Here is a 21449-nt window from a genome sequence, read left to right as displayed (position 1 = left end):
CTGTGGAGCCGCTGACAGGCGAAGTCTTCCGAATGCCGCATGAGACAGAATTATGGGATACCCATGTTCTGTTTTATCGGCACAGGATTTTTTTCTTCACCGTCATGCGGCTCCTTTTTTGACCTTCCGTTGGTCCGGTTCTGTACCGGCTGTGCGGAAGGAGAAACGTATGTATTTTGACGCAAAAGAGTTTGGTAAGAGACTTCACGATGTTCGCACTTCCCGTGGCATTACGCAGGAGGAACTGGCGGTTCGCCTGGGACTGGCAAGCAAGCAGCATGTCAGCCGCATGGAGAACGGAGAGCGCAGCTGCTCCATTGACTTGCTGATCGAACTGTCCTGCATCCTCCATGTCAGCACGGATTATCTTCTGATGGGCAGTGAGCCAAGTAAAGAGGAAGTCAAAAATGATCTTCTGAGCATTATTTCGGAGCTGTCTACGATTGCGAAGAAAATCTAATCGTGCTCTGCGTTTGGAAATGACAAAATAGAGATATTACTTGCCCGCTTCGATGTAATCTCTAACGAGGCGACTGAGATCTTCTTGTGTCAAGTAAGGAAAAAAATTGAGAATTTACAAGCCGTTCATAGGCGGACAACCACCCGTGAACGGCTTGCATGTAAACTAAACTCAGAATGAATCCAAGCAAATTCATCATACCCTGCGGAGTTCTGTCAAATGTAGATAATCTGACAATACGAACATGGCTCACACGTAGTCTTCGACACCGAATATCAGCCGGCACACATATGAGGACGGAAAATGTAGCAGCTTTTGAAAAATTGCTTTTTTCTGCTCAAAGTGCTATAATCGGAATATACCGAATACAAAGGGAGGAAAGCTCCCATGCCAAGACCGCCACGGTGCCGTCGAATTTGTGGCGTACCACAGGTCGATACATTCTGTCCTAACGGGTGCGAGAATACCGAGCCGATCCTGCTGACGCTGGACGAATACGAGGTCATTCGGCTGGTTGACTTGGAGCAGCAAACCCACGAGCAGTGTGCCGCTCAAATGGACATTTCCCGCTCTACCATGCAGGAGATTTACGAAAGCGCACGGAGCAAGATCGCAGCGTATCTTGTCCACGGGAAACCGCTGCACATCACCGGGGGAAACTACCGCATCTGCGGAGGACAGGAGGCAGCTCACTGCGGCTGTTGCTGCCGGATGCAGAGAGCCAACATGGAAAAATCAGGCAAAACTTGCAAAGGAGATTCCATTATGAAAATTGCAGTTACCTATGAAAACGGTCAAATCTTTCAGCATTTCGGTCACACCGAGCAGTTCAAGCTTTATGAAGCTGTGGACGGCAAAATCGTCCATGCGGAAGTCGTTGATACCAACGGCAGCGGTCACGGCGCACTGGCAGGATTCCTGATGCAGAACGGCGTGGACACTTTGATTTGCGGAGGCATCGGCGGCGGTGCGCAGGCGGCTCTGGCCGAAGCGGGCATCAAGCTCTACGGCGGTGTCAGCGGGGACGTTGACGCGGCGGTGAGCGCATTGCTCAGCGGAAATCTGGGCTACGACCCCAATGTTCACTGTGATCACCATGACCACGAGCACGGCGAGGATGGGCACACCTGCGGTGACCACGGCTGCGGCAAGCATAGCTGCCATTGATATGGAACGCACACTGACACAACTTCCGTTCTGGTCATCCTTGACCGAACACGAAATGGAAACGCTACGCCGAAGCGCCTTTGTCCGTCATTATGAAAAGGGCGCGTTCGTTCACAGCAGCGACAATGAATGTCTCGGAATGCTGTTTGTCCTTTCCGGCGAGATCCGCACCTATCTTCTCTCCGAGGAGGGGCGGGAGGTAACGCTGTTCCGCCTGTATCCGGGCGAACTATGCGTGCTTTCTGCCTCTTGTGTGATCAGTCAGATCACCTTTGATACGCAAATGACCGCGGGAATGGATACGGAGGTTCTGATTATCCCTGCAAATGTCATCGCTGTGCTCAAGGAGCAAAATCTTCATGTCCGTTGCTTCCTCTATGAACTGGCAACGAAACGATTTTCTGATGTGATGTGGGCGATGCAGCAGATCATGTTCAAGGGTTTGGATCGGCGGCTGGCAGATTTTCTCCTGGCCGAAGCGGAGCGTACCGGCTCCGATACCATACGCATGACCCATGAGCAGATTGCCCAGCACATCAGCTCGGCGCGGGAGGCGGTGGCGCGGATGCTCAAGAGCTTCTCGGAGGACGGGCTTGTGGAGCTAAGACGAGGCGCAATCACGTTGCGGGATATAGACGGATTGAATCACTTAAAATGAAAATATTGTTTATAACACGAATCCGTGTTATAATATGAGCAGAAGAAGCTGGAAGGAGCATCGACCATGAAAGAAACGAAATACGCAGGTACTCAAACCGAAAAAAATCTGATGGCCGCCTTTGCTGGTGAGTCCGAGGCACGCAACAAGTACACCTATTTTGCATCCAAGGCCAAGAAGGAAGGCTATGAGCAGATCGCGGCGTTGTTCCTCAAAACCGCTGACAACGAGAAGGAACATGCTAAGCTGTGGTTCAAAGAACTGAACGGCATCGGCGACACTGCCGAAAATCTTCTCGCCGCCGCTGAGGGTGAGAACTACGAGTGGACAGATATGTACGACGGCTTTGCCAAGACTGCTGACGAGGAGGGCTTCCACGAACTTGCCCAGCGCTTCCGTCTGGTCGCCGCCATTGAAAAGCACCATGAGGAGCGCTACCGTGCCCTGCTGCGCAATGTAGAGACGGCGCAGGTCTTCGCCAAAAGCGAGGTCAAGGTGTGGGAGTGCCGCAACTGCGGTCACATCGTTGTGGGCGAGAAGGCCCCGGAGGTCTGCCCTGCCTGCAATCATCCCCAGAGCTATTTTGAGATCCACGCGGAAAATTATTAAAGAAAGAAAAGGAGAATCATCATGGAGCAGAAGTTTTATATTTGCAAGCATTGCGGTAACATCATTGCCAAGGTCAAGGACACGGGCGTTCCCGTCATCTGTTGCGGTGAGCCGATGAGCGAGATCGTTCCCGGCACCACCGACGCCGCCGTGGAGAAGCACGTCCCTGTCTGGACAGTGGAAAACGGCATCGTCCATGTCAAGGTCGGCTCCGTGGAGCATCCCATGCTGCCGGAGCACTACATTGAGTGGGTGTCCCTCCACACCAAGCAGGGCAACCAGCGCAAGGAACTGCATCCTGGCGAGAAACCCGAGGTCTGCTTTGCTCTCTGCGAGGGCGACGAGGTCGAAGCGGTCTACGCCTACTGCAACCTCCACAGCCTTTGGAAAGCGTGACCGCTCCGCACATGGAACTTGATGTATTAGGCTTGCTTGGTGCCTGCTCCTATGCTCTGGATTGCGTGGAGGCGGAACTGGTTCATGTGACAACGTTCCACGCCAAGCGTGTGGCGTATATGAGTGTGTGTACGGCCGAACAGTTTGGCGTTTCTGGCGAAGCACTGCAGGATCTTGCCGTCTGTGCCCTATTGCACGACAATGCTCTGACGCAGTATCTGCACGAAGAATTTCGTGGTGACAGCTCTGCCGCGGAATGTTTGCCGGAGCTGCCGCATCTCGGCGCTCACTGCGTTATGGGCGAGGAGAACATATCCGCGCTTCCGTTTCATACAAATGTAGAAAATATCATCCTTTACCACCACGAAAACGCGGATGGCAGCGGCTCCTTCGGAAAAACATGGCAGGAGATCCCGCTGGGCGCCCGTATTATCCGTCTGTGCGATCTGCTGGATGCTTTCTGCCGCGCCGATGTCTTTACGCCGGATGTGTGGGAGCGTGCGAACGCGTTCCTTACTCGGGTACGCGGCAGGATCGTGGATGAGGAATGCGCGGACGCGTTTCTTCGCGCTTTTTCAGAACAGCATTTTTGCTCTCTTGGCGGCAGGGGGCTGGAGGAGCGCCTGTGGAGCAAAGTGCCGCGTACCAAGCAGCAGCTTGATTTTGCGCAGGTAAAAGCTCTGGCAAAATTCTTCGCGAAAATTGTAGACTACAAATCGCCCTTTACCAGTACACATTCTCTGGGTGTGGCCGACGATGCGGAATGTCTGGCCCGGTTTATGGGATTTGACGAGGACACCGCCCAGAAAATGTATCTTGCCGGCGCACTCCATGACATCGGAAAGGTAGCGATAGGCAATGAAATACTGGAAAAGCCGGGACGCCTGACCGACAGCGAATATGCGGAAATGAAGCATCACGCTGCCTATACATATTACGTTCTATCGGAAGTCCAGGACTTTGCGGAGCTGCGCGATTGGGCCGCGTTTCATCACGAGCATCTGGATGGAACGGGGTATCCCTTCGGAAAAAACGAGTCCGAGTTAAATACGCAGGAGCGTATCATGGCTTGCGTGGATATTTATCAGGCCCTGACCGAAAATCGTCCTTACAAAGCTGGAATGTCTCACGAAAAAGCCTGCTCTATTCTTCTGGATATGGCTGAAAAGGGCTGGTTGGATCGGGCGATCGTCGAACAGGTGAACGCCTGCTTTGCCTGAATAACGAGATAGGCGAAAGCTGTGAAGCGGTACGTGAACTGCCGCTTCACAGCTTTTTCTGTTGCCGCGAAAATTTTTGTAATGTGACCTTGTTACAGAAAGGCAGGGCGGAGTTTGCTATGATAGGGCCATCACAAAGAACAAAGGAAAGAGGGAACCGATATGAAAATCAAGCTCAATTCCGATCAGGAGGTCGTGGACACCATCCGTGAGGGTCTCAAGCGCACCAGCGGGTACTGCCCCTGCCGCGTGGAGCGCACGGAGAAAAACGCCGGCACCCTCAAGGTGGGCAGGATCAATGTGGACGAGCAAATGGAACTGGCGATGCGTTTTCAGGTATCCAGTATCCCGATGCTTGTCGTATTCAAGGATGGAAAGGCCGTTGCCAAATCCGTGGGCTACCGGTCCAAGGCGGAGATCACCGCCATGGTGGAGGGCGCAAGATGAAAGTTGTGATCGTAGGCGGTGTGGCTGGCGGCGCGTCTGCCGTTGCCCGCATCCGCCGTTTGGATGAACACGCGCAGATCGTGATGATCGAGCGTAGCGGCTATATATCCTATGCCAACTGCGGCCTGCCGTATTATGTGGGCGGTGTGATCAAGGAGCAGGAAGAATTGACGCTGCAAACTCCGGAGAGCTTTTGGGATCGCTTTCGCATTGATGTGAGAGTACGGCAGGAAGTAACTGCGATCAATCCCGCAGAGAAAACCGTCACCGTCCACGCATTGGACAGCGGGAAGGTCTACACGGAAACCTATGACAAACTGCTTCTTGCCCCCGGCGCAAAGCCGACGATTCCTGCGCTTTCCGGCGTGGACAGCGAGCGGGTCTTTACCCTGAGCACCGTGGAAGACACCCTCCGCATTCGACGCTTTGTAGAGGATCAGAAGCCGAAAACCGCTGTTTTGGCTGGCGGCGGCTTTATCGGTCTGGAAATGGCGGAAAACCTTGTGGAGATGGGCGTTTCGGTTACCATCGTCCAGCGTCTGAAGCAGCTATTAGCGCCGTTGGATGCGGATATGGCCAGCTTTGTCCATGCGGAAATGCGCAGACACGGTGTGGCTCTGCGGTTGGATGAAACCGTCACCGGATTCCGACAGGACGGAGATTCCGTGCTGACGCTGCTGGAGGAAAGTGAGCCGCTGCGCTCCGACATGGTGCTGCTGGCCATCGGCGTCACGCCGGACACCCATCTGGTAAAAGAGGCCGGACTTGATGGCGGGCCCCGCCAACAAGCAGGGCCGCATTTCCGCCGACAATATCTGCGGCGGAAACAGCCGCTTTCACGGCTCTCAGGGCTCGTCTGTTCTGAAATTGTTTGGCTTGACCGCGGCCTCCACGGGGATCAATGAAAAGGCGGCGCAGGCAGCAGGGATTGCTTACGACAGAGTCGTACTTTTCCCAGCATCCCACGCTACCTATTATCCCGGCGCACAGTCTATGGCAATGAAGGTGCTGTATGAAAAAGAAAGCCTTCGGCTGCTGGGTGCGCAGATCGTTGGCGGCGAGGGCGTGGACAAGCGCATTGATGTACTGGCAACGGCCATTCGCGCAAAAATGACAGCCTTGGAACTGACGGAGCTTGACCTTTCCTATGCGCCGCCCTATTCCTCTGCCAAAGACCCGGTCAATATGGCCGGTTTTATGATCGAGGATTTGGAGAGCGGGAAGGTACGGCAGTTCCATTGGAATGAGGTTGAGGACTTGCCTTGCGATGGCAATGCGACACTGCTGGATGTCCGTACAGAAGGCGAATATCGGCGTGGGCACTTGAATGGATTCCGCAATATTCCACTGGACGATCTGCGGGAGCATTTGGACGAGTTAGACCGGGGTAAGCCTGTTTATGTGAATTGCCAGACAGGGCTTCGCAGTTATCTGGCCTGCCGACTTTTGACGCAGTACGGTTTCACCTGTTCCCATCTCTCCGGCGGATACAGTTTTTATCAGGTCGTAACACAAGAGCGGCAGACAGCGCGGAGCGCCTATCCCTGCGGAATGGAGAAGCTATGAGTGAGAATTTATTTGGCTTGACGGTTGCGGCAGATAAAGGCTTAGATGATTTGCAGTGCCAGCGCCTTTTAAGCGAAAATCGCAGGTATCAGGAAGTCATGCTGCAATACCGATGTGCGCTGAAAGCACTGGAAAGCAGGTTGGAAATTCTAAACGAAGAGTTTTCATTGCAGCATGATCGCAATCCGATAGAAAGTATAAAAAGCCGCTTGAAGTCGCCGTCCAGCATTATGAATAAGATGCAGAAACGCGGACTTCCTCTGGATTTTCCGACCATGCAGACAAATATCATGGATATTGCCGGTGTGCGGGTGATCTGCTCTTTCGAGGAGGATGTGTTCTTTTTGGCAAAGTGCTAAAAAAAACAGTCTGACATTGAAATCATCACAGAGAAAGATTATATTTCACACCCTAAGCCAAATGGCTATCGCAGTCTGCACCTGACGATCCGGCTGCCGGTATTCTTTGCGGAAAAAGTGATCCATGTGCCGGTAGAGATACAACTCCGTACAATCGCTATGGACTTCTGGGCAAGCCTTGAGCATACCATCCGCTATAAGAAAAACCTGCCGATAAATGCTGAAGTCGAAACTGAACTGAAAGAGTGCGCCGATTCCAGCAGAGAATGGGACGGTAAGATGGAACATTTATTGCATATCATAACATAATGTGTCGAATATAAAATGAAAAGCACGCACTTTGGTGCTTGCCTTGGACTTGCCAGGGACCGCCTTATCCGCCTTGGGTGGGCGACCCCTGCGAGCCCCAACCAATTTCTCCGCTTTCTGGTTTTCAGGCATAGTCTTTTCTGCTTTCGGCGGACTGCCACGGCACAGCTTTTTCGGCTCCTATATTGTAAGGAACATGGCTTTTCGCTGAATGGAAAGCGAAGCTGACCCGGGCTGGAGCGGTCTGTGTTAAAACGATATATTTTTTTGGAAATTATCTTGACAAAATTTATCAAGATTGATATGATGGCATTAACAAGCAAGCGAAAAGAGGATGTGGAGCATGATCATCACCAAAGAGACGGACTACGCACTGCGCATTTTGCGGGTGCTGCTGGACGGGGAGAAGCATTCGGTGGCCGAGATGTCGGAAACGGAGCTGATCCCCAATCAGTTTGCCTATCAAATCCTGCGCAAGCTCTCTGCCGGTAATTTGGTGCGGGTAAGGCGCGGCGCCCTTGGGGGCTGCGAACTGTCCGGCGATCTGGATGCGACCTCCCTCTACGATCTCATGGAGGTCATGGGGGAGCGGGGCGTCCTATGCACCTGCATGGAGCCGGGATATGTATGCCGCTGGCAGGACGAGCACGGGAGGTGCGCCATCCACTGTCAAATGGCGGTCTTGCAGCAAAAGCAGGACGAGGCGTTCCGCGCCGTGAGCCTGCGCAGGCTGCTGACCGGAAGATCCGCTCCCTAAGAAATAAGCGAGCTGTAAAATTTTAAGAGGAGGTAACCTGTATGCTATTTCAAACCACGGCGGCGCACGAAGAGCTGCGCGCGAAGATCCGGAGCTTTGCGGAGGAGGAGATCAAGCCCCTCGCATTTCTGATGGACCAGAACAATGAGTTTCCCGAGGAGGCTGTCAAGAAGCTGGGTAAGCTGGGCTGGATGGGCATTCCTTACCCCAAGGAGTACGGCGGCGCCGGTCTTGACGCCCTGAGTTACGCCATCGCGGTGGAGGAGCTGGCCCGTGTGGACGGCGGCGCGGGCGTGATCCTTTCCGCCCATGTCTCCCTCGGCTCGTGGCCCATTTTCGCCTACGGCACCGAGGAGCAGAAGAAGAAATATCTGATCCCGCTGGCCAAGGGCGAGAAAATCGGCGCCTTCGGCCTGACGGAGCCCAACGCCGGCTCCGATGCCGGCGGCACGGAGACCACCGCGCTGGACAAGGGGGATTACTACCTCCTTAACGGCGGCAAGATCTTCATCACCAACGCTCCCAAGGCGGACACCTATGTGGTTTTCGCCGTCACCACTCCGGACATCGGCACCCGGGGCATCTCCGCCTTCATCGTGGAGAAGGGCTGGAAGGGCTTTGAGTTCGGCGATCACTATGACAAGATGGGTATTCGCTCCTCCTCCACAGCGGAGCTGATCTTCAACGATGTAAAGGTCCCCAAGGAAAATCTGCTGGGCAAGGAGGGGGACGGCTTTAAGATCGCCATGTCCACGCTGGACGGCGGACGCATTGGCATCGCCGCCCAGGCGCTGGGCATCGCTCAGGGCGCGTTTGAACAGGCCTTGAGCTATTCCAAGGAGCGCATCCAGTTCGGTAAGCCTATCGCGGCCCAGCAGAGCATCGCCTTCAAGCTGGCGGATATGGCCACCAAGCTGCGCTGCGCCCGGTTCCTTATCTACTCCGCGGCGGAGCTGAAGGAGCAGCACGCGCCCTACGGCATGGAGTCTGCCATGGCGAAGATGTACGCCTCGGACATCGCGCTGGAGGTCACCAACGACGCCTTGCAGATCCACGGCGGCAGCGGCTTCCTCAAGGGCATGGAGGTAGAGCGGGCCTACCGTGACGCCAAGATTACCACCATCTACGAGGGCACCAACGAGATCCAGCGGGTGGTCATCGCCTCCCATCTGGTGGGCAGGCTGGGCAAGAGCTCCGGCGGCGAGAGACGCTCGGCAGCCAAGAAGCCCGCGCCCATCACCGGTATCCGCAAAATGACCATCTTCCGGGAGGGGGATGCCGCCCAGCAGGTGGCCGACCTTGTGGCGGCGCTGAAAAAGGACGGCCACGACTTCTCCGTGGGCATCCCCATGGATACGCCGATTCCGCAGGCGGAGCGCGTGGTCTCCGCGGGCAAGGGCATCGGAGAGAAAAAGAACATGAAGCTGGTAGAGACGCTGGCCAAGGCCGCCGGCGCGGCCATCGGTTCCTCCCGCCCCGTGGCGGAGACCCTCAAGTATCTGCCCCTGAACCGCTATGTGGGTATGTCCGGTCAGAAGTTCACCGGTAACCTCTACATTGCCTGCGGCATCTCCGGCGCGACCCAGCACCTCAAGGGTATCAAGGACGCCTCCACCATCGTGGCCATCAATAAAAACGGCAACGCCCCCATTTTTAAGAACTGCGACTACGGCATCGTGGGCGATGTGGCGGAGATCCTGCCTCTGCTGGCCGCCGCGCTGGACAGCGGAGAGAAGCAGCCCGCGCCGCCCATGGTGAAGATGAAGCGGCCCACGCCGCCGAAGCCCACCCCCATCGGCGACCGCTATGTCTGCGGCGGCTGCGGTTACGAGTATGTGCCGGAGCTGGGCGACGAGGACAGCGAAATCGCGCCCGGTACGCTCTTTGAGCAGCTTCCCGCCGAGTGGGTGTGCCCCGAGTGCGCGGAGGCGAAGGATCAATTTATAAAGGCTTGAGCCGTGAAGGAGGTAAGATAAGATGTATTGCGTGCGTAAAGTAACAAATGATCTCTATTGGGTAGGCGCCAACGACCATCGCCTGGCCTTGTTTGAAAACTGCTTTCCCATTCCCCGGGGCGTAAGCTACAACGCTTACTGCCTGTTGGACGAAAAGACGGTGCTTTTTGACACGGTGGACTGGTCTGCCTGCCGCCAGCTTTTGGAAAATTTAGAATATGTGCTGAACGGCCGCGAGCTGGACTACCTGCTGGTCAACCATCTGGAGCCGGATCACGCCGCCTGCATCGAGGAGATCCTGCTGCGCCATCCCAAGGTGAAGCTGATCTCCAACGAGAAGGCCTTCATGCTCATGCGTCAGTTCGGCTTCCATGTGGACGGGCATGAGTGCATCGAGGTGAAGGAGGGCGATACCTTCTCCTTCGGTAAGCACACCGTCACCTTTGTGGGTGCGCCTATGGTCCACTGGCCGGAGGCCATGGTGACCCTCGACGTTACCGACGGCGTCCTCTTTTCCGCCGACGCTTTCGGCACCTTCGGCGCGCTGGACGGCAAGCTGTTTGCCGATGAGGTGGACTTCGAGCGGGACTGGCTGGACGACGCCCGCCGCTACCTCACTAACATCGTGGGCAAGTACGGTCCCCACATCCAGCTCCTGCTGAAAAAGGCCGGCGGCGTTTTGGATCAGATCAAGTATATCTGCCCGCTCCACGGCCCCGTGTGGCGCAAGGATCTGGGCTGGTTCATCGAAAAGTACGACACCTGGAGCCGCTATGCCCCTGAAACCCAGGGCGTGCTCATCGTCTACGCCTCCATGTACGGCAACACGGAGAACGCGGCGCAGGCTCTGGCGGCGTCGCTCTGCGACAAGGGCATGAGCAAGGTGGCGATGTACGATGTGTCCTCCACCCATGTCTCCCAGCTGATCTCCGAGGCCTTCAAGTACAGTCACATCGTTCTGGCCTCCGTGACCTACAACCTCGGCATCTACCCCGCCATGCACGACTTCCTCATGGACATGAAGGCGCTGAATCTGCAAAACCGCACCTTTGCCATCATTGAAAACGGCTCGTGGGCGGTGAAGTCCGGCGACCTCATGCAGAAATTCGTCAACGACGAGCTTAAAAACATGACGGTGCTCAACGAGCGGCTCAGCCTCGCATCGTCCATGGGCGCGGACAAGCGCACCGAGCTGGAAGCGCTGGCGGACGCCATTCTGGAATCTATGAAGTAACTGGCAGGAAAGCCAAAACCAAGACAACAGACAACAAACAGCCCCGCCGTGTCGGCTGCAGAAAAACCGGCTTTCAAAAACAGAGCGGGCAAGCGTGATACTGCGCTTGCCCGCTCTTTGCCCAAAAGGACATGAGAAGTGACCGGAGAAGATGAGAGGATCGAAATGGAGATCAGAAAACGAAACGGGAAGTCTGTTCCTTTTCAACAGGAGAAAATTTTCAACGCTATGAAAAAAGCGTTTGATGGACAGGGAAGGGAGATTGGGGGCGGAGAGCTGGAGGAGATCCTCACTGCCGTTCTCGACAATCTCTCCGTCACAGTACCGCTCACCGTGGAACGTGTGCAGGACGAGGTGGAGCGGACGCTCATGGAGCGCGGACACTATGAGGTGGCCAAGGCGTACATCCTCTATCGCGAAAAGCGGTCTGCGCTGCGCCGCGTCCGGCATACCATCGCGCAGACGGTGGGGGATAACTCGCTTGACGAGGTGCTGCGCCGTATCCAGATGGATTTTACCGAGGAAATCTACTCCCTCGCGGCGCTTCAAATGAAGTTTGAGAGCTTCTGTCGCCCGGGCATGACGGAGGATGAGAGGGCTGAGGCACTGACCAAGGCAGCGGTAGAGCTGACTACGGCAGAGGCACCCAAGTGGGAGTTCATCGCGGCGCGGCTTCTGAACCACTCCTTTCGCTGTCGCAACGCACAGGAATGGGAGGGGCGCGGCGTCGGCGACCTCTATGGCAGGCTTCGCTATCTGACGGATAAGGGACTCTACGGTGACTATATTCTTGCCCATTATACCCACGAGGAGATCGCTATGGCGGAGGACTTTCTCTGCCCGGAACGGGACGAGCTGTTCACCTACTCCGGCCTTGACCTGCTGCTCAAACGCTATGTGATCCAGTCACGCAGCCGCGTGCCGCTGGAAACACCGCAGGAGATGTTTTTGGGTATCGCGCTGCATCTTGCTATGAACGAAGGCCCTGACCGCATGGGGTGGGTAAAACGCTTTTACGATATGCTCAGCCGTATGGAGGTCACGATGGCGACACCTACCATGTCCAACGCACGAAAGCCCTACCATCAGCTTTCAAGCTGCTTTGTGGACACTGTGCCGGACAGTCTGGACGGCATCTACCGCTCGCTGGACAACTTCGCAAAGGTCTCTAAATTTGGCGGTGGAATGGGGATGTACTTCGGTAAGGTGCGCGCTGCAGGCAGCACCATCCGCGGCTTTCAAGGGGCGGCGGGCGGTGTTATCCGCTGGATCCGGTTGGTCAACGACACCGCCGTGGCGGTGGATCAGTTGGGGATGCGGCAGGGCGCTGCGGCGGTTTACTTAGACGCATGGCACCGGGATCTGCCTGAATTCCTTCAACTGCGCACCAACAACGGCGACGACCGCATGAAGGCGCATGATGTGTTTCCCGCCGTGTGCTATCCGGATCTCTTCTGGCGACTGGCGGAGGAGAACATAGACGCGCCGTGGCATCTCATGTGTCCGCATGAGATCCTCACGGTCAAGGGCTACGCACTGGAGGATTACTGGGGTACAGAATGGGAGAAGCGGTATCTGGACTGCGTCAATGACCCGCGCATCGAAAAGCGCAGCGTCACCGTCAAGGACATCGTGCGGCTGGTGCTTCGCTCGGCAGTGGAGACCGGCACGCCCTTCGCCTTCAACCGCGACAGCGTAAATCGTATGAACCCAAACGGCCACACGGGAATGATCTATTGCTCCAATCTCTGCACGGAGATCGCGCAGAACATGGCGCCTATCGAGCATATCAGCACTGAGGTGCACACGGAGAACGGCGACACAGTGGTGGTGACGGCCACACGCCCCGGTGAGTTTGTGGTCTGCAACCTGGCGAGTCTGTCTCTCGGTAATCTGCCGGTGGAGGATGAGGCCTATATGGAACGCACGGTGGAAACGGCCATCCGCGCACTGGATAATGTGATCGACCTCAACTTCTACCCGTTGGAATACGCGCGGCTTACCAATCAGAAGTACCGCAGCATCGGCCTGGGCGTCAGCGGCTACCACCACATGCTGGCAAAGCGCGGCATCCGTTGGGAGAGCGATGAGCACCTTGCCTTCACCGACGCGGTGTTCGAGCATATCAACTACGCCGCCATCAAGGCGGACACAGCACTGGCACGGGAAAAGGGCCGCTACGCGCTCTTTGAGGGCAGCGACTGGCAGACAGGCGCGTATTTTGAAAAGCGAGGTTATACCTCAGAAAAGTGGCGGGCGCTTGCGGAAACGGTGGCGGTGCAGGGAATGCGCAACGCCTATCTGATGGCTGTCGCACCCACTTCCAGCACATCCATCCTCTCCGGCACGTCGGCGGGCATCGATCCAATTATGAAGAAATTCTTTTTAGAGGAAAAAAAGGGCAGCATGCTGCCCCGCGTTGCTCCGGAGCTTTCTATGGATACATGGTGGTGCTATAAGGCGGCGCATCTGATCGACCAAAGCTGGTCGGTGCGCGCCGCGGGACTTCGCCAGAGACATATTGACCAGGCGCAGAGCATGAATCTCTATATCACCAATGACTATTCCATGCGTCAGGTGCTCAGACTGTATTTGGAGGCGTGGAGGGCCGGCGTCAAGACCATTTATTATGTCCGCAGCAAGGCCCTTGAGGTCGAGGCCTGTGAAAGCTGCTCGTCATAAGGAGGATAGCATGATGGAACTGAAGAAAAAGCCCCTCTTTAACCCGGAGGGCGACCCTGATGTGCGCCTGCGGCGCATGATCGGCGGCAATACCACCAACCTCAACGACTTCAACAATATGAAGTACGCTTGGGTCAGCGACTGGTACCGGCAGGCCATGAACAACTTTTGGATCCCTGAGGAGATCAATCTCTCGCAGGATGTGAAGGACTATCCCCGCCTGCTGTCAGCCGAGCGCTGCGCCTACGATAAAATTCTGAGTTTTCTTGTCTTTTTGGATTCCATTCAGACAGCGAACCTGCCTAATATCGGCGCCTACATTACAGCCAACGAGGTCAATCTCTGCCTGTCCATTCAGGCGTTTCAGGAGTGTGTCCACTCACAGAGCTACAGCTATATGCTCGACACCATCTGTTCCCCCGTGGAGCGCAATGACATCCTCTACCAATGGAAAACGGACGAGCATCTGCTGCGCCGCAACACCTTCATTGGGGACTGCTACAACGAGTTTCAGGAGCGGAAGGACGCTCCCACGCTGCTGCGCGTGATGATGGCGAACTATATTTTGGAGGGCATCTATTTTTACAGCGGCTTTATGTTCTTCTACAATCTCTCCCGAAACGGGAAGATGCCCGGCTCGGCGCAGGAGATCCGCTATATCAACCGCGACGAGAACACGCACTTGTGGCTGTTCCGCAATATCATCACGGAGCTGCAAAAGGAGCAGCCGGAGTTGTTCACCGCCGAGAGCGTACAAGCGCTGCGCGAGATGATGCGTGAGGGCGTGGAGCAGGAGATCGCATGGGGGCATTATGTGATCGGCGACGACATCCCGGGGTTGAACCGGCAGATGATTAGCGATTACATCCGCTATCTCGGCAATCTTCGCTGGACGAGCCTTGGCTATCCGGCATTGTATCCGGGCTTTGAGAGCGAACCGGAGAGCATGGAATGGGTCAGCCAGTACGCTGACGCCAATATGGTCAAGACCGATTTCTTTGAGGCACGCAGTACCGCCTACGCCAAGAGCACCGCACTGATAGACGATTTATAAGAAAACCAAAGACATCAGAATAGGAGGTATTTTTTATATGGATATCCGAACGGTAACAGATGCCATCCGCTATGTAGGGGTGGATGATAACACATTGGCACTCTTTGAAAACCAGTACCCCGTCCAGCCTATGGGAGTGAGCTACAACTCCTATGTCATTCTGGACGAGAAAATCGCCGTGATGGACAGCGTGGACGCACGGGCGGCGGAGGAATGGCTTTCCAATGTAGCGCAGGTGTTGGGGGGGCGCAACCCCGATTATCTTGTGGTCACACACATGGAGCCGGATCATTCCGGCAGCCTCATGCGGATAGCGCAAGAGTACCCGGAGATGAAGATCGTGGGAAACGCGAAAACATTTACCCTGATCAAGCAGTTCTTTGGCACGGGTGCATTGTCGGAAGACCGTATGCTGGAGGTTGGCGAGGGCAGCACGATCTCTCTGGGCTCACACCGGCTGCGCTTCCTGCTGGCACCGATGGTACACTGGCCGGAGGTGATGACGGCGTATGAGGAAACGGAAAAAATCCTGTTCTCGGCGGATGCCTTCGGACGCTTTGGCTCACTGGAACGGACTGCCCGTGCCCCCTGGGTGCCGCAGGCCCGACGGTATTATTACAATATTATCGGGAAATATGGCGCACAGGTGCAGGCTCTGCTGAAAAAGACCTCCGCGCTGGAGATCCAAACGATCTGCCCGCTCCATGGTCCCGTGCTTACAGAAGGGCTGGAGGAGTGTCTGCGGCTCTATGATCTCTGGTCACAATGGGAACCAGAAGAATCGGAGAGCATACTGATTGCCCACGCATCCATCCATGGAAATACTGCCCATGCGGCGAAGACCCTCAAGGGTAAATTAGAGAAAAAAGGCGTGCAGGTCAGCATATGTGATCTCACTGTGACAGATCTTTCCTACGCTGTTGCCAGTGCGTTCTACTGCGGGAAACTGGTGTTGGCCTGCTCCACTTATGACGGAGGACTGTTCCCGCCCATGAAGGCCTTTTTGGATCATTTACAGACAAAGGGATTCCGAAACCGCCGGATCGGCCTCATGGAAAACGGCTCATGGGCCCCTGCTGCCGCGCGGCTGATGCGCGCCGAGTTGGAAAAGATGAAGGAACTCCGACTGTGTGAAACGGAGGTATCGCTGCGCGGCGCACTGAACCAAACCAGCGAAGCGCAGATGGACGCTCTTGTGGCGGAGCTCTGCGCGGAATAAGCTGCAACAAACCGCAGCTATTCTCGTACAGATGATGGTCTTACTCATCTGCTTTATGTCCCAAGGGCAGAGTACCGTCATCTCAGGTTGAGGTCACGATGTGGTGTGGGGCGAGAACGGAGTCTTGAGAATACCCAAACAAAAGAAAGGAGCTGACAGATATGGCAGCTATGAATATGAATCAGGAGCAGTTTGAGCAGGCGACCCGGGGCGAAAAGCCCGTTTTGGTGGATTTCTGGGCGCCCTGGTGCGGCTATTGCCGGAGGATCGGCCCTGCGTATGAGAAGATTGGAGAGGAATACGCGGACAGCCTCGTTGTCAGCAAGATCAATATTGACGAGGAGCCGCGGCTGGCGGGGGCCGAGGGGATTGAGGTCATCCCAACTCTGGTGCTGTACCGGAACGGAAAGGCCGTGGATTCCATCACCGCGCCCGGCTCAAAGGCAGAGATCGACCGCTTCATTCAGGAAGCCTTGGCGAAATAACGGAGGGTTCAGATATGAACAACAATCATGTTTATGATATGCTCGTGGTGGGCGGCGGCCCGGGCGGCTACACCGCCGCCCTGTACGCGGCCCGGTCGGGGCTGGACACCGTTGTGCTGGAAAAGCTGTCTGCTGGCGGGCAGATGGCCCTGACCGAGCAGATCGACAACTACCCCGGCTTTGAGAACGGGATCGACGGCTTCTCTCTGGCGGAGAAGATGCAAAAGCAGGCGGAGCGTTTTGGGGCACGCAGCGAATACGCGGAAGTTCTCCGCATGGATCTGACGGCGGTTCCCAAGCTCGTGGAGACCAGCGAGGGGATCTTCTGGGGGAAAACCGTGGTGCTGGCCACCGGCGCAGACCCCAGAACGCTGGGCGTTGCCGGAGAGACGGAGCTGTTGGGCCGGGGCGTGGCCTACTGCGCCGCCTGCGATGGGATGTTTTACAAGGACAAAACGGTGGTCGTGGTGGGCGGCGGCAATTCCGCCGCGGCAGATGCCCTCCTTCTCAGCCGCGTGGCGAAAAAGGTGATCCTCGTCCACCGCAGAGACACCCTGCGGGCCACCAAGATCTATCACGAGCCACTGGAACAGGCCGAAAATGTGGAATTCCGCTGGAACAGCACCGTTTCCGCGCTGCTTTCCGGGGACAGGCTGACCGGCGTACGCCTGCGGGACACCGTCACCGGTGAGGAAAGCGTGGTGGACTGCGACGGCGTATTTGTCAGCGTGGGCCGACAGCCCGCCACGGCGCTGGCGGTGGGTCAACTGGCGCTGGACGGCGGCGGCTATATCGTTGCCGGAGAGACCACGGAAACCAGTATTCCCGGCGTTTACGCCGTGGGCGACGTGCGGACGAAGCCCCTCCGTCAGGTGGCCACCGCCGTGGCGGACGGCGCGGTGGCAGTCCACATGGCGGAGAAATATATCGCGGAAAACCGATAAGGAAGGTAGATTGAAAAAGCCATGTTTAAGGTCAGGCCGGATACGACCGCAGTGGGGATGCCGACATATCTGCAAGGAAAACTGCCAGAGTGATGGCAGATAAGATCACCCATGTAAGATCGGGAGATATGTTGTCTCTCCATATCCAGTCCACGCAACAGTGAGCAACTGAACACAAAACACAGCCACAGATGTACTCTGCGGCTGTGCTTTTATGCATAGTACTTACGGAAAGGATTCGATGAGCAGATTTCTGTGATACGGATTTTGGATTCTCGCAGAGAGGAATTTCGATTGAGTAAAGCATATGAGCAGAAAATTGACGTGGTAAATGTCATTACTGCTCCAGAAATTGAAATGCTGATTATTCATGCGGAAGGAGCATATGATCAGTTTAAGCGTTCTGGAAAAAACCAAGCGAATTTTGTAAAACAAATCTTCGGATGCATGATGTGAAGTCGTATGAGATAGAATCGTCTTCGATGCCTCGTTGGGAAACCAACGAGGTATTTTTTTTGCCCCAATCCGACTGCATAGGACACTGAAAAAATCAAAACAAACCGTATGTAGTCCTGCAAGGACAACCAAAGTGCGCCTACGAGGCCAACGCGAAACCGGAGGATTCTTGTTAAACTTACTTTGTAAGGACGAAAGTCCGGATGTCCCTTGAAAACTGAATACTCATTCTTCAGGTACATTCCTGTTTGGTCGAGCCTTCGACTGCACGCCATGAAGCCCATCGGGGCGATAGCGGTTTCGCAGAAGCAAATGCCGGATTGCAACCGGCGGCGGTGCTAAAGCCAGACAGGGACAATGATACTTCCGTAATTCGCGGTCCGGCCATAAGGAAGGCGGGATGGTTAAATTCCAATGGAGCAGTGAAGCACACTGCCGCCTGTGAGAAATCCTACATCTCTGGGGTGATAAGAAAAAGTACAGAGAAACCATATTTTCAGAAAGCACTGCTGGGTGCTGTATCAGAATGATACCTGGCAGGCTTTATCCATATCAGTGTATGGAGATTGGAGACAACAGAAAATGAAAGAAAACTGGGTTTATCGGCGAGGTGATTTATATCTCGCCAATCTCGGTGTTCCGGTTGGATCAAAGCAGGGCGGTGTTCGTCCTGTTGTGGTTCTTCAGAATGATGTCGGTAATTATTATGCGCCGACAATCACGATTGCTCCGCTGACATCGAAAATTGAGAAGAAGCGAAAGCAGCCAACGCATTTCTTTCTCCGTAAAGCAAAGGGACTGGCAAAACCGTCTATGGTATTGGCAGAACAGCTCGACACCTGCGACAAGATATGCGTGATTCGCTATCTTGGGCGGGTAAGTAAGGGGCAGATGCGTGGGATTGACGAAGCTGTAAGGATTCAGCTTGGTTATTACATTCCGGAACAGGCAGAGAAAAAAAGACAGGGCAAATGCCGAAAGGAAGGCGAAGAAGGCGATGGATAAACTGATTACAAGGAAGGAAGCAGCCAGTATACTGGGAATCAGCGTAAAAACACTGGATGCTGCAAGAACAGACGGTTTGATCTCCTATGTTCAGTATGTGGAAAACGGCTGCGTTTATTTCACGGAAGTGGGGATTCAGGAGTACATTGCAAAATGTACGCACCGTGCAAAACCGATGGAACGTGCTGCGACATATCGCAAACCTCGAAGCTTTCGGCGGTAAAAATCGACATCGTTGAGTATGGACGATGAATCCGCAATAATGAAAGCAACAACAGGATTGGAGGTAATGATATGGCGGCAAGAAGAATGATGCTTCCCGATTATGGTACGGTGAGTATGAAGGGAACGCAGTATTATCGAACCCGTGTAACAGATCAGCAGGGGCGGCGGGTTTCCTTATACGTAAGAACGAGAGAGGAACTGTACCAGAAGGAACAGGAAGCGATCCAGCAGATTGAGAACAAGACGTATCGCCGCAGTACACCTATATTACGAATCTGATTCATGCTTCGGTTGATCCGAAGACCGTTCAGTATCTTGCCGGTCATGAAAGTAGCAAGATCACCATGGATATTTACGCCAAGGTGAAATATAATCGCCCAGAGCAGCTCGAAGGAGTGCTGGAAGATGCTTTTGCATCGTGGGATTAAGAGTAAATCAGAAAAAACTTAGGGCAGGGATGGTCAAAAATCCCTGCCCTTTTTACATACATTCGACATCCTTGAAGGAAGTAGTGTACGCCATGATAATAAGAGTAGCAACACCCAATGTATGAAGATAGACGAGGAGGAGAACACATGGCTAAAGGAAAAAAGCGCCCTGCTGAACTTCCGGAATACGGAACAGTGATGATGAAAGGGGTACAGTATTACCGCACCCGGATTACAGATGCAGACGGAAAGAGAGTGGCGATTTATGGGCTGACACGCGAAGAATTATATGACCGGGCGGAAGATGCCCAGAAGAAAATCGCGGAAGTGGTTTTCCACAGAGAGAATCCGACCGTAGAAGAGTACTGCGAAAAATGGCTGTTGATGCGGTCTGGAACGGTAAGAACCAATACGTTGGAGGGATACGCGCGGATGGTGAATCGGTACATCGTGGGGCCGATTGGACAGATGTATATGGATGAGGTGACCACAGATGACCTGCGGCTGCTGATGGTTCCGCTATCAAAAGGTTCTTCCGGAATGTATGGTCAGCTCAATATGCTGATTAAGAACATTTTTAATTCGGCAGAAGAGAGCAAGGTGATCAAAGAGAATCCATCCAAAACGATTTGCGCAAGAGGAGGAAAGCCTGCGAAACGGCGCGAAGCTTTGACGGATGAACAGACTGCCATTTTGCTGGATAGCATTCGTGAGCTACCACCGTATGTTTTCGTAATGATCGGCTTGTACGCGGGATTGCGTAGAGAAGAGATTCTTGGATTGAAATGGGACTGCGTATTCCTGGATGAAAAAACGCCGTACATTTCTGTAAGGCGTGCATGGCATGTGGAAGGCGGTGAGCCGGTGGTCAACACACTTTTGAAGACTCCGGCAGCGAAGCGAGATGTTCCGATTCCCAAATGCCTGGTAGCCTGTCTCAAGGAAGCAAGGGAAAAATCAGAATCGGAATATGTGATCTCCAATTCAAAGGGAACTGTTTTGACGGAAGCACAGTTTGTGAGGGTCTGGAAGTACATAACAGTCCGTTCCACCGCAGAACGCTGTTATTACACCTATGTAAATGGGCAGTCCATCAAGCATAGAATAAAGCCAAGGCTTGGTGAGCATCAGCCGAACAATCCCAAGCTGGTGTATACGATGGACTTCAAGGTGACTCCGCACATGCTGCGGCACACCTACATCACCAATCTGATTTACAAAGGTGTTGATCCAAAGACGGTGCAGTATCTGGCAGGCCATGAGAACAGCAAAACGACTATGGACATCTATGCGAAAGTCAAGTATAATAAACCTGAGAAATTAAGCAGCGTTGTGAATGCTGCATTCGGGCTGCGTTAAACTGCACCAAAAATTCCTCGATTTCGTGGGTTTACCTATGGGTTTACTGAGAGAGGAAAACCAGAAAACCCGCATAAATACTGGACTTTTTGGACCAAGGATAGGTGAGTACGGTCTCAAAGCAGCTCGTCGCGCTCCGCAGTTCAGCAAGCGATAATCGACTGCTCAGACTATATCAAAAGGTTTACAAAAGCCCGGAAAATCAAGGTTTTCCGGGCTTTTGCTATATCTAAACGGGCTGATATGGTTTGACCAAATTTGGCAAAACGAGAGCCGATTTCATCCAATTTTTAGTGGTCCGCAAGTGGTTAACTGGCTAAAAAGAGGGCAAAAAGAGGGGGAAGTGGTTCCTAAAGTGGTTAACCGAGAACCGATTTTTTGGGGGGCTTTTCAGCCCTCCTTCCCCTCGTTTTTTGGCTGTTGTTAGAGTCCGATAGAAACAGCCATCCTAAGGC

Annotated in this window: 20 protein-coding genes and 3 pseudogenes; all 23 read left to right on the top strand. The window is 54.3% G+C overall.

What is annotated here, in order from left to right; genetic code table 11:
• Nucleotides 1-169: 169 nt before the first annotated feature.
• The 23 genes and pseudogenes from DXA87_RS15840 (at nucleotide 170) to DXA87_RS15720 (ending at nucleotide 20994) form a co-directional block, all read left to right on the top strand.
• On the top strand, nucleotides 170-460 hold the full coding sequence (locus tag DXA87_RS15840) for a helix-turn-helix transcriptional regulator (RefSeq protein ID WP_002576367.1): 291 nt from the start codon (nucleotides 170-172) through the stop codon (nucleotides 458-460).
• Nucleotides 461-847: 387 nt separating this feature from the next.
• Entirely contained in the window at nucleotides 848-1627 is a 780-nt protein-coding gene (locus DXA87_RS15835; RefSeq protein ID WP_117505312.1) for a DUF134 domain-containing protein, read from the top strand.
• Nucleotides 1578-2285: a Crp/Fnr family transcriptional regulator gene (locus DXA87_RS15830; protein WP_242998119.1), complete on the top strand. Its 708-nt coding sequence runs from the start codon at nucleotides 1578-1580 to the stop codon at nucleotides 2283-2285. The genes DXA87_RS15835 and DXA87_RS15830 overlap by 50 nt, the downstream gene beginning before the upstream one ends.
• Nucleotides 2286-2351: 66 nt before the next feature.
• Nucleotides 2352-2894: a rubrerythrin gene (rbr, locus tag DXA87_RS15825; RefSeq protein ID WP_015553417.1), complete on the top strand. Its 543-nt coding sequence runs from the start codon at nucleotides 2352-2354 to the stop codon at nucleotides 2892-2894.
• Between the two features lie 21 nt (nucleotides 2895-2915).
• The gene (locus DXA87_RS15820; protein ID WP_117470967.1) at nucleotides 2916-3290 is read left to right on the top strand and encodes a desulfoferrodoxin family protein; all 375 of its coding nucleotides are present in this window, start codon (nucleotides 2916-2918) and stop codon (nucleotides 3288-3290) included.
• An 11-nt stretch (nucleotides 3291-3301) separates the two neighbouring features.
• Entirely contained in the window at nucleotides 3302-4510 is a 1209-nt protein-coding gene (locus tag DXA87_RS15815) for an HD domain-containing phosphohydrolase (RefSeq protein WP_015553419.1), read from the top strand.
• Nucleotides 4511-4672: 162 nt separating this feature from the next.
• Nucleotides 4673-4957, top strand: coding sequence for a thioredoxin family protein (locus DXA87_RS15810; RefSeq protein WP_117470966.1), 285 nt, complete (start codon nucleotides 4673-4675; stop codon nucleotides 4955-4957).
• A pseudogene (locus DXA87_RS15805) lies at nucleotides 4954-6523 on the top strand (FAD-dependent oxidoreductase). The gene DXA87_RS15810 and the pseudogene DXA87_RS15805 overlap by 4 nt, the downstream one beginning before the upstream one ends.
• Nucleotides 6520-7191: pseudogene (locus tag DXA87_RS18540) on the top strand (GTP pyrophosphokinase family protein). Before DXA87_RS15805 ends, DXA87_RS18540 begins: the two co-directional pseudogenes overlap by 4 nt.
• Before the next feature lie 343 nt (nucleotides 7192-7534).
• Nucleotides 7535-7948, top strand: a complete 414-nt coding sequence (locus tag DXA87_RS15795; RefSeq protein ID WP_117470964.1) for an Rrf2 family transcriptional regulator — start codon at nucleotides 7535-7537, stop codon at nucleotides 7946-7948.
• A 41-nt stretch (nucleotides 7949-7989) separates the two neighbouring features.
• Nucleotides 7990-9903 (top strand): acyl-CoA dehydrogenase family protein, encoded by a 1914-nt coding sequence (locus DXA87_RS15790; protein WP_117470963.1) that lies wholly within the window; start codon nucleotides 7990-7992, stop codon nucleotides 9901-9903.
• Nucleotides 9904-9925: 22 nt separating this feature from the next.
• Nucleotides 9926-11137: an FprA family A-type flavoprotein gene (locus DXA87_RS15785; protein WP_117470962.1), complete on the top strand. Its 1212-nt coding sequence runs from the start codon at nucleotides 9926-9928 to the stop codon at nucleotides 11135-11137.
• Between the two features lie 165 nt (nucleotides 11138-11302).
• Complete coding sequence (locus DXA87_RS15780; protein ID WP_199537945.1) at nucleotides 11303-13819, top strand: ribonucleoside-diphosphate reductase subunit alpha; 2517 nt, start codon at nucleotides 11303-11305, stop codon at nucleotides 13817-13819.
• 10 nt (nucleotides 13820-13829) lie between these two features.
• Nucleotides 13830-14873: a ribonucleotide-diphosphate reductase subunit beta gene (locus DXA87_RS15775; RefSeq protein ID WP_117470960.1), complete on the top strand. Its 1044-nt coding sequence runs from the start codon at nucleotides 13830-13832 to the stop codon at nucleotides 14871-14873.
• Between the two features lie 37 nt (nucleotides 14874-14910).
• Nucleotides 14911-16092 carry an MBL fold metallo-hydrolase gene (locus DXA87_RS15770; RefSeq protein ID WP_117470959.1) on the top strand — a complete coding sequence of 394 codons (1182 nt, stop codon included), beginning with the start codon at nucleotides 14911-14913 and terminating at the stop codon, nucleotides 16090-16092.
• A gap of 161 nt (nucleotides 16093-16253) precedes the next feature.
• A complete protein-coding gene (locus tag DXA87_RS15765) occupies nucleotides 16254-16577 on the top strand; it encodes a thioredoxin family protein (RefSeq protein ID WP_107000750.1) in 324 nt (107 codons plus the stop codon).
• A 14-nt stretch (nucleotides 16578-16591) separates the two neighbouring features.
• Nucleotides 16592-17521, top strand: coding sequence for a thioredoxin-disulfide reductase (gene trxB / locus DXA87_RS15760; protein ID WP_117505308.1), 930 nt, complete (start codon nucleotides 16592-16594; stop codon nucleotides 17519-17521).
• 294 nt (nucleotides 17522-17815) lie between these two features.
• Nucleotides 17816-17977, top strand: a complete 162-nt coding sequence (locus DXA87_RS18535) for a hypothetical protein (protein ID WP_242992203.1) — start codon at nucleotides 17816-17818, stop codon at nucleotides 17975-17977.
• Between the two features lie 582 nt (nucleotides 17978-18559).
• The gene (locus DXA87_RS15745; RefSeq protein ID WP_015553431.1) at nucleotides 18560-18982 is read left to right on the top strand and encodes a type II toxin-antitoxin system PemK/MazF family toxin; all 423 of its coding nucleotides are present in this window, start codon (nucleotides 18560-18562) and stop codon (nucleotides 18980-18982) included.
• Nucleotides 18975-19205: a hypothetical protein gene (locus tag DXA87_RS15740; protein ID WP_002576363.1), complete on the top strand. Its 231-nt coding sequence runs from the start codon at nucleotides 18975-18977 to the stop codon at nucleotides 19203-19205. Before DXA87_RS15745 ends, DXA87_RS15740 begins: the two co-directional genes overlap by 8 nt.
• Before the next feature lie 71 nt (nucleotides 19206-19276).
• Nucleotides 19277-19486 carry a hypothetical protein gene (locus DXA87_RS15735; protein WP_118297389.1) on the top strand — a complete coding sequence of 70 codons (210 nt, stop codon included), beginning with the start codon at nucleotides 19277-19279 and terminating at the stop codon, nucleotides 19484-19486.
• Nucleotides 19450-19635: pseudogene (locus tag DXA87_RS18530) on the top strand (site-specific integrase); the annotation flags it as partial. The gene DXA87_RS15735 and the pseudogene DXA87_RS18530, both read left to right, overlap by 37 nt.
• Before the next feature lie 147 nt (nucleotides 19636-19782).
• Nucleotides 19783-20994 (top strand): site-specific integrase, encoded by a 1212-nt coding sequence (locus DXA87_RS15720; protein ID WP_117505304.1) that lies wholly within the window; start codon nucleotides 19783-19785, stop codon nucleotides 20992-20994.
• The last annotated feature ends 455 nt before the right edge of the window (nucleotides 20995-21449 follow it).

Source organism: Desulfotomaculum sp. OF05-3, from assembly GCF_003435535.1.
Lineage (GTDB): Bacteria > Bacillota > Clostridia > Lachnospirales > Lachnospiraceae > Pilosibacter > Pilosibacter fragilis.
This window is presented reverse-complemented; position numbering and strand designations above follow the sequence as displayed.

What these genes read in the sequence shown, in the direction of transcription:
- DXA87_RS15840 (WP_002576367.1), top strand. Translation starts at nt 170, where the DNA reads ATGTATTTTGACGCAAAAGAGTTTGGTAAGAGACTTCACGATGTTCGC.
- DXA87_RS15835 (WP_117505312.1), top strand. Translation starts at nt 848, where the DNA reads ATGCCAAGACCGCCACGGTGCCGTCGAATTTGTGGCGTACCACAGGTC.
- DXA87_RS15830 (WP_242998119.1), top strand. Translation starts at nt 1,578, where the DNA reads ATGGGCACACCTGCGGTGACCACGGCTGCGGCAAGCATAGCTGCCATT.
- rbr (WP_015553417.1), top strand. Translation starts at nt 2,352, where the DNA reads ATGAAAGAAACGAAATACGCAGGTACTCAAACCGAAAAAAATCTGATG.
- DXA87_RS15820 (WP_117470967.1), top strand. Translation starts at nt 2,916, where the DNA reads ATGGAGCAGAAGTTTTATATTTGCAAGCATTGCGGTAACATCATTGCC.
- DXA87_RS15815 (WP_015553419.1), top strand. Translation starts at nt 3,302, where the DNA reads ATGGAACTTGATGTATTAGGCTTGCTTGGTGCCTGCTCCTATGCTCTG.
- DXA87_RS15810 (WP_117470966.1), top strand. Translation starts at nt 4,673, where the DNA reads ATGAAAATCAAGCTCAATTCCGATCAGGAGGTCGTGGACACCATCCGT.
- DXA87_RS15795 (WP_117470964.1), top strand. Translation starts at nt 7,535, where the DNA reads ATGATCATCACCAAAGAGACGGACTACGCACTGCGCATTTTGCGGGTG.
- DXA87_RS15790 (WP_117470963.1), top strand. Translation starts at nt 7,990, where the DNA reads ATGCTATTTCAAACCACGGCGGCGCACGAAGAGCTGCGCGCGAAGATC.
- DXA87_RS15785 (WP_117470962.1), top strand. Translation starts at nt 9,926, where the DNA reads ATGTATTGCGTGCGTAAAGTAACAAATGATCTCTATTGGGTAGGCGCC.
- DXA87_RS15780 (WP_199537945.1), top strand. Translation starts at nt 11,303, where the DNA reads ATGGAGATCAGAAAACGAAACGGGAAGTCTGTTCCTTTTCAACAGGAG.
- DXA87_RS15775 (WP_117470960.1), top strand. Translation starts at nt 13,830, where the DNA reads ATGATGGAACTGAAGAAAAAGCCCCTCTTTAACCCGGAGGGCGACCCT.
- DXA87_RS15770 (WP_117470959.1), top strand. Translation starts at nt 14,911, where the DNA reads ATGGATATCCGAACGGTAACAGATGCCATCCGCTATGTAGGGGTGGAT.
- DXA87_RS15765 (WP_107000750.1), top strand. Translation starts at nt 16,254, where the DNA reads ATGGCAGCTATGAATATGAATCAGGAGCAGTTTGAGCAGGCGACCCGG.
- trxB (WP_117505308.1), top strand. Translation starts at nt 16,592, where the DNA reads ATGAACAACAATCATGTTTATGATATGCTCGTGGTGGGCGGCGGCCCG.
- DXA87_RS15745 (WP_015553431.1), top strand. Translation starts at nt 18,560, where the DNA reads ATGAAAGAAAACTGGGTTTATCGGCGAGGTGATTTATATCTCGCCAAT.
- DXA87_RS15740 (WP_002576363.1), top strand. Translation starts at nt 18,975, where the DNA reads ATGGATAAACTGATTACAAGGAAGGAAGCAGCCAGTATACTGGGAATC.
- DXA87_RS15735 (WP_118297389.1), top strand. Translation starts at nt 19,277, where the DNA reads ATGGCGGCAAGAAGAATGATGCTTCCCGATTATGGTACGGTGAGTATG.
- DXA87_RS15720 (WP_117505304.1), top strand. Translation starts at nt 19,783, where the DNA reads ATGGCTAAAGGAAAAAAGCGCCCTGCTGAACTTCCGGAATACGGAACA.